At 71.6% G+C, this 13,727-nt stretch carries 16 protein-coding genes; 7 read left to right on the forward strand and 9 right to left on the reverse strand.

The annotated features are described in order from the left end of the window. Window positions 1-85: 85 nt before the first annotated feature. Both ACSHXN_RS14055 and ACSHXN_RS14060 read left to right on the forward strand, forming a co-directional pair. Window positions 86-700, forward strand: coding sequence for a TetR/AcrR family transcriptional regulator (locus ACSHXN_RS14055; RefSeq protein ID WP_355139513.1), 615 nt, complete (start codon window positions 86-88; stop codon window positions 698-700). Window positions 701-909: 209 nt separating this feature from the next. Next, window positions 910-2,061, forward strand: coding sequence for a DUF3103 family protein (locus ACSHXN_RS14060; RefSeq protein ID WP_438303187.1), 1,152 nt, complete (start codon window positions 910-912; stop codon window positions 2,059-2,061). A 75-nt stretch (window positions 2,062-2,136) separates the two neighbouring features. Here the strand turns inward: ACSHXN_RS14060 and ACSHXN_RS14065 are convergent, their stop codons facing one another. The 3 genes from ACSHXN_RS14065 to ACSHXN_RS14075 form a co-directional block, all read right to left on the reverse strand. Then, a complete protein-coding gene (locus tag ACSHXN_RS14065) occupies window positions 2,137-3,837 on the reverse strand; it encodes an acyl-CoA mutase large subunit family protein (protein ID WP_355139517.1) in 1,701 nt (566 codons plus the stop codon). A gap of 122 nt (window positions 3,838-3,959) precedes the next feature. Further along, complete coding sequence (locus ACSHXN_RS14070) at window positions 3,960-4,298, reverse strand: DUF3817 domain-containing protein (RefSeq protein ID WP_355139519.1); 339 nt, start codon at window positions 4,296-4,298, stop codon at window positions 3,960-3,962. Window positions 4,299-4,362: 64 nt separating this feature from the next. Further along, a complete protein-coding gene (locus ACSHXN_RS14075) occupies window positions 4,363-4,872 on the reverse strand; it encodes a MarR family winged helix-turn-helix transcriptional regulator (protein ID WP_355139521.1) in 510 nt (169 codons plus the stop codon). Between the two features lie 125 nt (window positions 4,873-4,997). On the opposite strand from ACSHXN_RS14075, the gene ACSHXN_RS14080 reads away from it, so the two are divergent. Continuing rightward, window positions 4,998-5,429, forward strand: a complete 432-nt coding sequence (locus ACSHXN_RS14080) for an SRPBCC family protein (protein WP_355139523.1) — start codon at window positions 4,998-5,000, stop codon at window positions 5,427-5,429. Between the two features lie 89 nt (window positions 5,430-5,518). On the opposite strand, the gene ACSHXN_RS14085 is transcribed toward ACSHXN_RS14080, so the two are convergent. From ACSHXN_RS14085 to ACSHXN_RS14100, 4 genes are all read right to left on the reverse strand, one after another. Further along, window positions 5,519-6,151, reverse strand: coding sequence for a TetR/AcrR family transcriptional regulator (locus ACSHXN_RS14085; RefSeq protein WP_438303188.1), 633 nt, complete (start codon window positions 6,149-6,151; stop codon window positions 5,519-5,521). Window positions 6,152-6,305: 154 nt separating this feature from the next. After that, entirely contained in the window at window positions 6,306-7,058 is a 753-nt protein-coding gene (locus ACSHXN_RS14090; protein ID WP_355139586.1) for a hypothetical protein, read from the reverse strand. Window positions 7,059-7,203: 145 nt separating this feature from the next. Continuing rightward, entirely contained in the window at window positions 7,204-7,500 is a 297-nt protein-coding gene (locus ACSHXN_RS14095; RefSeq protein ID WP_355139528.1) for an MTH1187 family thiamine-binding protein, read from the reverse strand. Then, window positions 7,497-7,841 (reverse strand): DUF3817 domain-containing protein, encoded by a 345-nt coding sequence (locus ACSHXN_RS14100; protein ID WP_355139530.1) that lies wholly within the window; start codon window positions 7,839-7,841, stop codon window positions 7,497-7,499. The genes ACSHXN_RS14095 and ACSHXN_RS14100 overlap by 4 nt, the downstream gene beginning before the upstream one ends. A gap of 250 nt (window positions 7,842-8,091) precedes the next feature. Here ACSHXN_RS14100 and ACSHXN_RS14105 point away from each other — a divergent pair, with 250 nt between their 5' ends. From ACSHXN_RS14105 to ACSHXN_RS14120, 4 genes are all read left to right on the forward strand, one after another. Then, complete coding sequence (locus tag ACSHXN_RS14105) at window positions 8,092-8,724, forward strand: AIM24 family protein (protein WP_355139588.1); 633 nt, start codon at window positions 8,092-8,094, stop codon at window positions 8,722-8,724. 1 nt (window position 8,725) lies between these two features. Next, the gene (locus ACSHXN_RS14110; RefSeq protein ID WP_355139532.1) at window positions 8,726-9,376 is read left to right on the forward strand and encodes an AIM24 family protein; all 651 of its coding nucleotides are present in this window, start codon (window positions 8,726-8,728) and stop codon (window positions 9,374-9,376) included. 38 nt (window positions 9,377-9,414) lie between these two features. Continuing rightward, window positions 9,415-10,167, forward strand: a complete 753-nt coding sequence (locus ACSHXN_RS14115; RefSeq protein ID WP_438306461.1) for an AIM24 family protein — start codon at window positions 9,415-9,417, stop codon at window positions 10,165-10,167. A 92-nt stretch (window positions 10,168-10,259) separates the two neighbouring features. Beyond that, window positions 10,260-10,736 (forward strand): MarR family winged helix-turn-helix transcriptional regulator, encoded by a 477-nt coding sequence (locus ACSHXN_RS14120; RefSeq protein WP_355139536.1) that lies wholly within the window; start codon window positions 10,260-10,262, stop codon window positions 10,734-10,736. A 454-nt stretch (window positions 10,737-11,190) separates the two neighbouring features. Here ACSHXN_RS14120 and ACSHXN_RS14125 read toward each other — a convergent pair whose 3' ends face one another. Both ACSHXN_RS14125 and meaB read right to left on the reverse strand, forming a co-directional pair. Further along, window positions 11,191-12,546, reverse strand: coding sequence for an MFS transporter (locus ACSHXN_RS14125; protein WP_438303189.1), 1,356 nt, complete (start codon window positions 12,544-12,546; stop codon window positions 11,191-11,193). A gap of 180 nt (window positions 12,547-12,726) precedes the next feature. After that, a complete protein-coding gene (gene meaB, locus ACSHXN_RS14130) occupies window positions 12,727-13,683 on the reverse strand; it encodes a methylmalonyl Co-A mutase-associated GTPase MeaB (RefSeq protein WP_355803064.1) in 957 nt (318 codons plus the stop codon). Window positions 13,684-13,727 lie beyond the last annotated feature (44 nt).

The raw sequence follows: 13,727 nt of genomic DNA on the forward strand, positions 1-13,727 counted from the left end.
CGTGACCGGTCCACCGGTGATCTCCCTCACCACTCCACATGACGTCCAGAAGTGGACTGCGGCACGGCCGGATATGGTCACCGACATGGAGAGCAGCACTTCCGCCGCCCGTACGGGGCGCCCGCGCAGCGCCGCCGCGGACGCTGCGATCCTGGCGGCCACCCGGGAGGTGCTCGTCGACCTCGGCTGGTCGGGACTCACGCTGGGGGACGTGGCGACCCGGGCGGGCGTCGCGAAGACCACGCTCTACCGCCGCTGGGCCGGCAAGAGCGAACTCGTGGTGGACGCGGTGGCGGAACTCTTCGACGAGCTCGAACTTCCCGACCGCGGCAGCCTCCAGGCCGACGTGGAGAGCGTGGTGCTGGAGTTCGCCGCCCTGCTGGAGCAGCCGGCCACCAAGACCGCACTGATGGCGGTGGTGGCCGAGGCCACCCACGACGAGCCGCTGCGCCGGCGGATCCGCGACGCGATCGTCGACCGGCAGAAGCGGCTGGTGGTCGAGGGCCGGCGGCGGGCCCAGCGACGCGGCGAGATCCCCGCCGACCAGGGCGACCCCGCCCCGCAGGTCGACCTGATCTTCGACGTGATCGCGGGCGCCGTCGTGCACCGCACCCTCGTCTCCTGCGAAGCCGTCGACGCCGACTGGGCTGCGCGCTTCACCGCGGTACTGCTCGGCGGGCTCACGGCGTACGGCGCCTGACGGCGCAGAACAGGCGTCCCCGGAACGTACGGCGAGTCTTCCGGCCCGCGCCTGCGGAAGTTCATCCAGTACGCGGCACGGGCCTCTTGCCCATGTGTCATGTCACCGCCATGCTTGTCCGCGGCGGGAATCTACCCGCATAGATCCGCGTCACGTGTTCCACCCGACAGTGAGCCATCGTCCACTCGCTTCCCGGAGGACCGATCCACGTGAGACCTCGTCCCCCCCGTCGGCGCGGCCTCGGCGCCGTCGCGGCGTCCCTGGTCGCCCTGTGTGCCGCCCAGAGCCTGGTCGCATTGCCGGCCACGGCGGCACCGAAGCCCCCCACCACCTCGTCCGTCGTGAGCACGGCGGAGGACCACGCCGCCCGTGCCATCGCCGGCTCGCTCACCGACTCCGCCTGGCGCGCTCGCGTCAAGGAGGCGGCACTCGGCTCCCGCGAGGTGGCCGTCACCGCCCTCGCCGACAAGGCCGGCGGCACCCTCGAGTCCGACCTGGCCGCCGCCGACCGCCGGATCGCCGCCGCCAAGGGCCTGGACGCCGGGGTCGGCTCGCTGCTCCGGCTGCGGCTGGGCGACGGGTCCATGCGCGCCGCGCTCGCGGCCGGGACCACGCCCTGGGTGGCCGCGGCCACCTCGGACGACGACGCCACCACGGTGACCGCCTACGACAGCAGGGGCCGGGCACACACGCTCGACGCCCGCACGGCACCGGCGCACCCGGTGTACGTCGTGGACATCGACGGCTCCAAGGCCCTGGCAGCCGGTCTGGGCGTCCTGAACGACGAACTGGCCCGCTACGGCATGGACTCTGCCGCGCCGGCCTCCCGGAAGGCTTCTGAGGCGCTCTCGCGGGCGTCGGCGGCCGCAGGCGGCTTCTGGACCACCCGCATCACCTCGGTCGAGCTCTCGGACGACGAGGAGCCCTGGATCAAGGGCGACGCCGAGATCTACACGCTCGTCACCGGCTTCGGCCAGGACGGCACGGTCCGGGTGGACCCCGTCGACATGCCGTACCTGGACAACGACGGCACGGTCTACCGGCCCAACCAGATCCTGGTGAACTGGTCGCTCTACAAGTACAACCTGGCCGACGCCGTGATGATGGAGGACGACGGCAGCACCAACTACCGCGACCTCGCCAAGGCGATCGCCACGGCGCTGCTCACCATCGCCGACCAGGGCACCTACATTCCGCTGGTGAACGCGGTCCTGGACGCCATCCCGGACGACTGGTGGACGGACGACCCCGACTACGTCGACTCTTGGTACACGCTGGCCCAGAGCGACAACGGCACCCGCTACGGCGCCCGGGGCAACGGCTGGATGACCGTGGAGCCCTACTTCGTGCAGGAGTTCTGAGGCACCGGGCCGATGACCGCACGCGAAGGGGCCGGCGGGAACATGGTTCCCGTCGGCCCCTTCGCGTGTCCGGTCTCAGAAGTGCACGGGCTCGGTGTAGACGCCCCACTCCTCGCGCAGCACCCCACAGATCTCCCCGAGCGTCGCCTCCGCGCGCACGGCCTCGAGCATCGGCTCGATCATGTTCGCCCCGGACCGCGCGGCGGCCAGCATGCGGTCGAGCGCCGAACGAACCATGGCGTCGTCCCGCCCGGTCCTGCGCTCGCCCAGCACCCGCACCTGCTCCCGCTCGACCTCGTGGCTGACCCGCAGGATCTCCAGATCCCCGGTGACCGACCCGGTGTTGACGTTCACACCGACGACGTTCTTCTCGCCCTTCTCCAGCGCCTGCTGGTACCGGAACGCGGACTCCGCGATCTCACCCGTGAACCAGCCGTCCTCGATGCCCCGCAGGATTCCGGAGGTCATCGGCCCGATCGGATGGCGGCCGTCCGGATGCGCCAGCAGACCGCGCTCCTTGATCTGCTCGAAGATCCGCTCGGCGTCCGCCTCGATCCGGTCCGTCAGCTGCTCGACGTACCACGAACCACCCAGCGGGTCCGCCACGTTGGCGACCCCGGTCTCCTCCATGAGCACCTGCTGGGTGCGCAGCGCGATCTCCGCGGCCTGCTCGCTCGGCAGTGCCAGGGTCTCGTCGAGGGCGTTGGTGTGCAGCGAGTTGGTCCCGCCCAGCACGGCCGCGAGCGCCTCCACCGCCGTACGCACCACGTTGTTGTACGGCTGCTGCGCGGTCAGCGAGACACCGGCCGTCTGGGTGTGGAAGCGCAGCCACTGCGCCTTCTCGCTCCTCGCCCCGTACACATCGCGCATCCACCGGGCCCAGATGCGGCGCGCCGCCCGGAACTTGGCGATCTCCTCGAAGAAGTCGACGTGCGCGTCGAAGAAGAAGGACAGTCCGGGGGCGAAGACGTCCACGTCCAGCCCCCGGCTCAGGCCGAGCTCCACGTATCCGAACCCGTCGGCCAGCGTGTAGGCGAGCTCCTGCGCGGCCGTCGCACCCGCCTCCCGGATGTGGTAGCCGGAGACGGAGAGCGGCTTGTACGCGGGGATGCCCGAGGCGCAGTACTCCATCAGGTCGCCGATCAGGCGCAGATGCGGCTCGGGCTGGAAGAGCCACTCCTTCTGGGCGATGTACTCCTTGAAGATGTCGGTCTGCAGCGTCCCGTTGAGCACGCCCGGGTCGACGCCCTGCCGTTCGGCCGCGACCAGGTACATGCAGAAGACGGGGACGGCCGGACCGCTGATCGTCATCGAGGTCGTGACGTCACCGAGCGGAATGTCCTTGAAGAGGACCTCCATGTCCGCCGCCGAGTCGATCGCCACACCGCAGTGGCCGACCTCGCCCAGGGAGCGCGGATCGTCGGAGTCACGGCCCATGAGGGTCGGCATGTCGAAGGCGACGCTCAGCCCTCCGCCGCCGGCGTCCAGGATCATCTTGTAGCGCTCGTTGGTCTGCTCGGCGTTGCCGAAGCCGGCGAACTGCCGGATCGTCCACGTGCGCCCCCGGTAGCCGGTCGGGTACAGACCGCGGGTGAAGGGGTACTCACCGGGCCAGCCGATCCGGTCGAATCCTTCGTACGTGTCACCCGCGCGCGGACCGTACGCAGGCTCCACGGGGTCGCCGGAGAGCGTGGTGAAGTCGGCCTCACGCTTGCGTGCGGCGTCGTAGCGGGCCTGCCAGCGTCGGCGGCCGTCCTCGATGGCGTCAGCGTCCATACCATCGAATTTACTAGGACGTCCAAGTAAATGTCGACCGCTCACAGAGGTGATCCGCGACAAAGACGCGTACGGCGGCAACGGACCGCCGCACACGGCCGTCGTACGGCGGCGGTGGGGCCTCAGGCCTTGACGACCGCGGGCGCGTCGTCCGTGAGCCTCGTCCCCAGCTCGCGGGTGACCTTGCGCTCCACGAAGAAGGCGGCCGTCGGGACGGTCCCCGCCAGCAGGACCCACAGCTGCTTGCCGACCGGCCACTTCGCCTTGGCGCCGAGGTCGAAAGCGAAGATCAGGTAGACGACGTACAGCCAGCCGTGCGCGATACCGACGACGCGGGTGAAGTCCGCGGCCCCGTCGACGTCCAGCAGGTACTTGGCGATCACACCGAGGGTCAGCAGGACCAGCAGCACGCCCGTGACGTAGGCCATCACGCGGTAGCGGGTCAGCACGCTCTTTTTCATGGGGACGAGCGTAACGGCCGGATTCGGGCGATCTTCGGGCGCCCCCGTGCCGTCGGGGCGCGCGCTACTCGGCCTCGAAGTCCCCCGCGGCGACCCGCAGCGGGCGCAGCATCGCGAAGATCTCGGCGCACTCCTCCGCGTCGTACGTCCCGAGCCCGAAGTCCATCGCCATCAGGTCGCGGGTGGCCGCGTCGCAGACCTCGCGGCCCTTGCCGGTGATGGAGGCGAGGGTGCCACGTCCGTCGTTGGGGTTGGGCCGCCTGGCGACGAGCCCGGACTTCACCAGGCGGTCGACGGTGTTGGTGACCGACGTGGGGTGCACCATCAGGCGCTCCCCGATCTTCGACATGGGCAGTTCGCCCGCCTTGGAGAAGGTGAGCAGCACCAGTGCCTCGTAGCGCGCGAAGGTCAGCCCGTACGGCTTCACGATCGCGTCCACCTCGGCCAGCAGGATCTGCTGGGCCCGCATGATCGAGGTGATCGCGGCCATGGACGGCACACTGCCCCATCGCTGCTTCCAGTGCTCGTCGGCACGGGCGATGGGGTCGAAGGTGAGGCTGAGCGGCTTCGGCACGTCCTCGACCTTACCGGCCGGTCACATGGTGGTCAGCCCTGTCTCGCCTTTCGGTCGGCGGACCGCCCGCGGGCGCACACTGGAAGCGGAAGGCATGCGTCATGAGCCGAACGCGGAGGTGGGCCATGAGCACCCTCGAAGAACACGTCGACGTGGGCGTCCCCGTCGACACGGCCTGGAACAGCCTGCACCGCGTGGAGAACTATCCGCGCTTCGTGGACGGGATACGCGCCGCCCGGACGGAGGAGGGCGGCCGGGCACATGTGGACATCGACGCGGGCGGCGGTACGACGGGCTTCGACGCCGAGATGTCCGACCGCGGCGGGGGCCACGTGATGGAGTGGCGCACCACGGGTGGCCCCGAGCTGACGGGCTCCTTCTCGCTGCACCCCGTCGGCCGCGACCGCACCCGGGTGCAGCTGCGCCTCGAGTACGACCCCGCGACCGTCCGCGAGGCGTTCGGCGGGCCGAAGGGGTTCGCCCAGGCGAACGCGATCGAGCGGCTCGTCCGCAGCGATCTGGAGCAGTTCAAGGAGTACCTGGAACGCGAACGGTGAGCGCGGTGCCGTGAGGCCGCCGCAACCGGGACGGCCCGTCGGCACCCGTCCGCACGTCCGCCGAGGACGGCGGCCCCGGCGGGCGCCGGCTAAGGCCGTGACGCCCTGCGCAGCGCGTGCCGGACCGCCCGCTGGGCCACCGGGCCCAGGTCGTCCAGCGCGGCCAGCAGGGACGCCAGCTGGTCCAGGGCGGCCAGGGCCGTGCCCGCCCCCTCGGCGTCCACTCCTTCGTACAGCTCGATCCCCACGAAGGAAGCGGACACGGCGCGCGCGAGCCCGCCGGCATCGGCGAACTCCCCGAGCGGTGTCGCCGCCAGCACCCGGGTGAGCACCCGCTCGATCTCCACGATCCACAGATCGAGCCCCGCCACCGTGGCGGGCGCCAGACGCGGATGGGTCTGGGCCCCGGCCAGCAGCTGGCCGAGCACGGCGACATACCCCGCCGCCTTCTCCTCCTCGTGCATCTCCCGTCCGAAGGCGAGGAGTTCACCGAGCGAGCCGATCCCGTCGAGCCGCTCCCGGTAGCGGGCCACCCGCTGCTCCGCCCCGTACCGGCACGCCGCCGCGAGCAGCTCCTCCACCGAGCCGAAGTAATAGAAGACCAGCGCCTGGTTGACCCCCGCGGTCGCCGCGACCGTCCGGGCCGAAGTCCCTGCGATGCCCTGCTCGGTGAGCGTTCGCAGCGCCCCCTCCAGCAGCTTGACCTTGGTCGTCCCGCTCATGTCCACGCCTGTCGCCGGGCCGGCCGCCGACCCGGCTGCGCGCCGCACATCCGCGCGTGCCCCGGCGCCGCACACGGGCGCCGTCCGCCCGCGCCCTGTGCCGATGCGCGCGGCACCGGGGCGGACAGGGGGTGTCGGGCACGGAGGACCGAGGTCATGACGGGTGCTCCAGGGTGGCGAGGAGCCGCGGCGCACACGCCCAGGTGGGCGGGGTGCGCAGACAGCGGCGGGCGGCGGGCGTGCCGGGAAGGGGCGGGGTGAACAGGGCGAAGGCGATCACGATGGCCAGCAGCAGCGGGCACAGATAGGCCATCGACGCCGCCACCGGACCGAAGAGGCGCAGGAAGGGGTCCAGGAAGAGCCCGGTACAGGCGGCGGTGACGACCAGGGCGCGGACGGCGAGTTCCACGAGCCAGTTCACCAGCGCGCGCTCCGGCGCGACGCCGCGCTCCAGCCAGAGCCGGAGCCGGTCGAAGGACCAGGCCGTCGCCCAGCCCACGAGGCGCCGCAGGACCAGGCGGTCGGCGAGCGCACCGAACGCGCCCCAGCGCGGCCGGTAGTCGTACCCCGTCAGGAAGCGGACACCGTCGCCGTCGGGCACGTACTGCCAGTAGCCGCCGCCCTCCGCGATCAGCGACAGCGGATGCGGGGCGGAGAACCGCAGCGCGGAGGCGCGCGTACCGTCCGGTCGCGTCTGCTCCCCCGCCGACACCCCGGTCCCGGAGAACGTCAGGAAGGGCAGGACGCGTATCGCGTACCCGAAGCGCCGCGGTCCCCCCTCCACACCGGGAAGGGGATCGATCTCGGTGAAGCGCAGATCCCAGCGGCGGTGCTGCCGGGGGTCCTGCGTCCGCGCCCACAGGTCGTCGAGGTCACCGCGTATGCACGCCTCCGCGTAGAGCCCCAATGCCAATCCCCCTGCCACGGCACCCTTTTGAGCGACTGCTCAAGCGACCGGCCCGACAGTACAACGGAGTTGAGCGAACGCTCAATCACCGGGCACAAGAGAACCCCGGCCCTCGGGGCCGGGGTTCTCCGTGGTCGGGGCGGGCTCACGCGCCGGACAGATACCGCTCCACCGTCTCCACCTTCGAGGTGAGGCCGTCGGTCACACTCGGGCGGATGTCCGCCTTCAGCACCACGGAGACCCGTGGCGCGCGCTCCTCGACCGCGGCGACGGCGCGCTTCACGACGTCCATGACCTCGTCCCACTCGCCCTCGATCGAGGTGAACATGGCGTCGGTGCGGTTCGGCAGACCCGATTCCCGCACGACCCGGACGGCGTCGGCGACGTACTCCCCGACGTCCTCGCCGACCCCGAGCGGTGTCACGGAGAAGGCGACGATCACGCGTTCACGACCCCTTCCTTGCGGGCGCGTGCGGCGATCACGGCGTTCTCGGCCTCACGGCGCAGCATCCGCTCGGCGAAGAAGCCGCCGGTCGGCAGCACGGAGAGCACGAAGTAGAGGGCGGCGGTCCGCAGCGGCCACTTGGTGCGGTTCCAGGCGTCCGCCCAGAAGATCACGTACAGGATGAAGAGGATCCCGTGGATCGAGCCCATGACGGGCACCGCGTTGAAGTCCGTGGTGCGCTTCAGCACCGAGCAGAGCAGCAGCAGCAGGAAGGAGACTGCTTCGGGGGCCGAGACAAGGCGGAGCCGGCGGAGGGCGGTGGCGGTCTTTATGTCCACGGGTCACCTTCGGTGGGAGATTCGCTGACGACGCAGTCGCTTTGTGAACGCACGCACAAGCGTCGGACCCATTGTGACATCAGGGACCCGGCGGGCCCGGAACGGGGTGCGGGGTGTCGGCCGTCCGCCCGTCGCCCGTCGCCGGCGGGACCACTGGTACGCCTGTTCCCTCAGGGACAGGTCAGGGACGGGATCCACCACACGGCTCTGTCCGCTGCCCCCGCCCGGCCGCTACCGTCGCCCCGTGGCGATGTTCCGACTCCAAGGCAGCAAGGTGCTGGCCGTCGACATGACCGGGGACGCCGTGAAGGCGAAGAACGGCTCCATGGTCGCCTACGACGGGCAGATGGCCTTCAAGAAGCTCACCGGCGGCGGTGAGGGACTCCGGGGGATGGTGACCCGGCGACTCACCGGCGAGCAGATGACCGTGATGGAGGTGCGGGGGCAGGGTACGTGCTGGTTCGCGGACCGGGCCTCCGAGATCAACCTCGTCGATCTCCAGGGGGACAAGCTGTACGTCGAGTCGAGCAACCTCCTCGCGACCGACGCCGGACTGCGCACGGGGACGACGTTCACCGGACTGCGCGGCGCCTCGCAGGGCAACGGCCTGTTCACGACGACCGTCGAGGGCCACGGCCAGGCGGCGATCATGTCGGACGGTCCGGCGGTGGTGCTGCGGGTGAGCGCGCAGTACCCGCTGACCGTCGACCCCGGCGCGTACGTGGCGCACCGGGGCAACCTGCGGCAGTCGTTCCAGTCCGGGGTGACCTTCCGCACGTTCCTCGGCGAGGGCGGCGGCGAGGCCTTCCAGATCCGCTTCGAGGGGGACGGACTGGTCTACGTCCAGCCCAGCGAGCGCAACACGATCGCGGGGGACGTCTGACATGGCCTTCCGTGAAGTCAACGCGAAGATGATCGAGGCGACGGTCGTCCCGGGGCAGCGGCTGTTCAGCCAGCGGGGAGCGATGCTCGCCTACAAGGGCGACGTCTCCTTCACGCCCAACATCCAGAGCGGCCAGGGCGGGGTCATGTCGATGATCGGCCGTCGCGTCGCGAACGAGGCGACCCCGCTGATGACCGTCGAGGGCAGCGGCACGGTGCTGTTCGGGCACGGCGGCCACCACGTCCAGGTGATCCACCTCACGGGCGACACCCTGTACGTCGAGGCGGACCGGCTGCTCGCCTTCGAGGGGACCCTCCAGCAGGGCACGATGTTCATGGGTTCACAGGGCGGGGTCATGGGCCTGGTGCGCGGCCAGGTCACGGGCCAGGGCCTGTTCACCACGACGCTCACGGGGCGCGGCGCGGTCGCCGTGATGGCGCACGGCGGGGTCTTCGAGGTGCCGATCACCCCGCAGCGCCCGGTCCACGTCGATCCCCAGGCGTACGTCGCCCACCACGGCGACGTGCGCAACAAGCTCTCGACGGCACTCGGCTGGCGCGACATGGTGGGCCGCGGCTCGGGCGAGGCGTTCCAGCTGGAGCTGAGCGGCAGCGGTGCGGTGTACGTACAGGCGTCGGAGGAGAAGCTGTGACCACCTACCCGGGCGCCGGCCCCGTCGTCCACGACCCGATGAGCCTCCCGGTCGACGAGAACGTCAACAAGTACACCTTCTGCGTGGAGCTCAAGGGGAGCCAGTGGTTCCTGCAGAAGGGCAAGATGATCGCCTACTACGGCTCGATCGAGTTCAACGGCGTCGGGCACGGACGGCTCGAGCGCGTCGTCCGCACGTCCTTTCATTCGCCACTGCACGCGGGCGACTGGGTGGTGGCCGACGGCTCGGGCAAGATGCTCCTCGCCGACCGGGCCTTCGACGTGAATTCGTACGACCTGGACGAGGGCAATCTGACCATTCGCTCGGGCAACCTGCTCGCTTTTCAGCCAACTCTCTCCCTCAAGCAGTCGATCATTCCGGGCTTCCTGACCCTGATCGGAACCGGCAAGTTCGTCGCCGCGTCCAACGGTCCGGTGGTGTTCATGGAACCCCCGATCCGGGTGGACCCGCAGGCCCTGGTCGGCTGGGCCGACTGCCCGTCGCCCTGCCACCACTACGACCACGGGTACCTGACCGGTGTATGGGGCGGTCTACGTGCGATGACGGGGCTCGGCGGCGCCTCCGGGGAGGAGCACCAGTTCGAGTTCGTCGGAGCGGGTACCGTCCTGCTCCAGTCCACGGAGACCCTGATGGCGGAGCAGGCCACGGGAGCGGTCCCGAACGAGCCCGGAGTACCGGGCGGTGGCGGGGTACCCGGTCACCAGGGGTCGCCGGGGGCACCGCGCCTTCCCGGACAGCTGGGGGACCTCCAGCGTCGCTTCGGGCTGTGAGCGGTAGTCTGCGGAGTGTGACATCGAACGCGTGCGCACCGTCACACCACCCTCACTAGTTCGCCTTTCAACCTTTTAGGTAGACTTGATTCATGGAGACCGAGACGGCCACGCGCTGGCTGACCGATGCGGAGCAGTGCGCCTGGCGCACCCACCTGGAGGTCAACAGGCTGTTGACGTACCAGCTCGAGCGGGACTTGCAGCCGTTCGGCCTGACGATGAACGACTACGAGATCCTCGTGAATCTCTCGGAGTCGGAGGGCATGCGGATGCGGATGAGCGACCTCGCGGCCGCCACCCTCCAGTCCAAGAGCCGCCTGTCGCACCAGATCACCCGTATGGAGAACGCGAATCTGGTACGCCGCGAGAACTGCGAGTCGGACCGCCGGGGCCTGTTCGCGGTCCTCACGGACCACGGCCTGGAGACGATGCAGAAGGTCGCACCGCACCACGTGGCGTCCGTGCGACGGCACTTCATGGACCTGCTGTCCCCCGACGACCTGGAGCAACTCCACAAGTCCCTGCGCCCGATCGCGGAACACCTGCGGGGGCAGCGGGGCAAGCCCTAGCGGCACCCCCGGGTCACCCTGAGCCGCGGGCGGCCGGCGGATGCGCCGGCGCCCCCGCTCGGGAGGCGGACGGCCGGGGACCCGACCCCGGCCTCCGCCGCGGCACCCGCGACCGGCCCCGCACGACGGTGACCGTCACCGGGCCTCCGACGCGACAGCCACGCGCAACGCACCGACGGATCGTTCCCGGTCCGCGCCGACGCCCGCGTCGCACGGGACGGACGGAACGGCCCCGGCCTCCGGCACGGCATCCGCACGTACGACGCCGACGGACCGCTCCCGCGCCGGCGGCCCCACGACCCTGACCGTCAACGCCGCCCACCACCCCGACGCCCCTGCCGCACACGCCGGGAGGACGGAACAGACGGCGACCCGACCCCCGCCCCCGGCACGACATCCGCACGTACGACGCCGACAGACCGCTCCCGCGACCGGCGCCCCACGACCCTGACCGTCAACGCCGCCCACCGCCCCGGCGCCCCTGCCGGGAGGACGGAACAGACGGCGATCCGACCCTCGCCCCCGGCACGGCATCCACCCTCCCGACGCCGACGGACCGCTCCCCGTCCGTCCCCTGCGGTCCGGGCCGGTACCGCCGCGCCCCGGGCACAAGGCCCCGACGACCGGCGAGAGCGGCGACGGCGGCGGTCAGCGTGACCGCGCCGGACACGGCGAAGCAGACGCCCAGCGGCAGACGGCCCAGCAGCGCGCCCACCGCCGCCGAGCCGGCCGAGCTGCCCGCGTTGACCGCCGTGTTCACCCAGGCTCCCGCCCGGGTGCGCAGGCCCGGCGGCGCCGACTCGTCCGCGATCAGGTACGCCGTCGTCAGGGCAGGGGCGATGAACAGGCCCGCACACGCCACGGCCGCCGTCAGAACCGCGACGCCGGGAGCGACGCCCGCCACGGCCAGGGTCAGCCCGAGCGCCGCCGCGAGCAGCGGCAGCCTGACCCGGGCGCTCGTGCGCCAGTCGACCGCGCCGTTCAGCAGCCCGCCGACGGCACTGCCCGCGGACAGCGCCGCCAGCACCCACGCCGCGACCCCGTCGCCGTAGTGCCGCTCCTCGGCGAAGGCCAGGACCAGCAGGTCCAGCGCGCCGATCCCCAGCCCGACCCCGGCGGCCACCGTCACCGGCTGGGCGAGCCCCCGCGCGACCCGCGGGCGCCCCGTGGACCGGGCCCGCCGCGCCGTGCCCGGTCGCGTACGGGCCACCGGCGGGGACACGACGAAGACGGCGGTGCCGACGGCCACCAGCAGCGCGCTGAGGGCCACCCCCGTCGCGGGCGGCGCCCACCGCACGAGTGCGCCCACCAGCAGCGGCCCTGACACGAACAGCAGTTCCTCGACCACTCCGTCGAGCCCGAAGGCGCGCTGCAGCAGCCGCGGATCGTCGATCAGCCCGCTCCACACGGCCCGCATCGTGGGCCCCAGAGGGGGCGGAAAGGCACCGGCGGCCAGGGCGAGGCCGGCGAGCAGCGGTGCCGGCGCACCGGGCCGCCAGCTCGCCACGGAGAGCGCCGCGAGCAGTCCGGCGTAGATCAGTGCCATGGGTGGCAGCGCCCGGCCGGGCCCGTACCGGTCGACGAGCGCCGCCCGAAACGGCGAGAGGAGGACCGTGGTGGCGCCGAAGAGCGCCATGACCGTACCGGCCACGGCGTAGGACCCGGTGGCCCTGGTCACGGACAGCAGGACGGCGATGGACACCGTCCCGTACGACAGCCGGCCGACCAGTGCGGCGGCGAAGGTGCGGCGGGCGTGGGGAACACGCAGGACGGCGGCATACGAGGGCCGCCCGTAAGCAGGCGTGGGCATGTGGAGGTTCCTCGACGGGAGGCATGGAAGGGGACGCCTGAGTCCCGCGACGACCACGGCCGGACGCCGTGTGCCGATCGCGGACCTGGGCGGGCCCTATGCCAAGAGGAGGAACATGCGGATCAACGTAGCAGCGGGTGCCGGGGCCCGCCACGGGCTTTCCCGGCACCCGGCGGCCGTTCAGCCGTTCGTGAGCCCCGCCACGAGTTCGTCCGCGGCCCGGTAGGGATCAAGCTCCCCCGCCACGATCCGCTCGGCCAGCGCACCCAGACGGCGGTCGCCGTGCAGATCGCCGATCCGCTCCCGCAGCGCCGTCACCGCGATCGTCTCGACCTCGTGACCGGCGCGCTTGCGCCGGCGCTCCGCGAGCACCCCGCGCTCCTCCATCCACGCCCGGTGCTTCTCCAGCGCCTCGACGACCTCGTCGACACCCTCGCCGCGCGACGCGACGGTCTTCACGATGGGCGGACGCCAGTCGCCCGGGGCGCGCGACTCACCGAGCCCCAGCATGTGGTTCAGCTCGCGCGCGGTCGCGTCCGCACCGTCGCGATCGGCCTTGTTGACGACGTACACGTCGCCGATCTCCAGGATGCCCGCCTTCGCGGCCTGGATGCCGTCGCCCATGCCGGGCGCCAGCAGCACGACCGAGGTGTCGGCCTGCGAGGCGATCTCCACCTCCGACTGGCCCACTCCGACGGTCTCCACCAGGATCACGTCGCAGCCGGCCGCGTCCAGCACCCGGATCGCCTGCGGAGCGGCCCAGGCGAGGCCGCCCAGATGCCCGCGCGTCGCCATCGAACGGATGTACACGCCGGGGTCCGACGCATGCTCCGACATCCGGACGCGGTCGCCCAGCAGCGCACCGCCCGAGAAGGGCGAGGAGGGGTCGACGGCCAGGACGCCGACCCGCTTGCCCTGCTTGCGGTACGCGGTCACGAGCGCCGACGTGGAGGTGGACTTCCCCACCCCGGGTGAGCCGGTCAGGCCCACCACATAGGCCCCGCCGGTGAGCGGGGCGAGGGCCGCCATCACCTCCCTGAGCTGCGGGGACGCCCCCTCGACCAAGGAGATCAGCCGGGCCACGGCCCGCGGCCGGCCTTCCCTGGCCTGGGCGACCAGCGAGGAGACGTCCTGCATCACAGCTCCGTTCCGATTCATGACGACGTGACGAGGTACGGGAC

Origin of the sequence: Streptomyces sp. HUAS TT11 (genome assembly GCF_051553595.1) — a bacterium.
Lineage (GTDB): Bacteria > Actinomycetota > Actinomycetes > Streptomycetales > Streptomycetaceae > Streptomyces.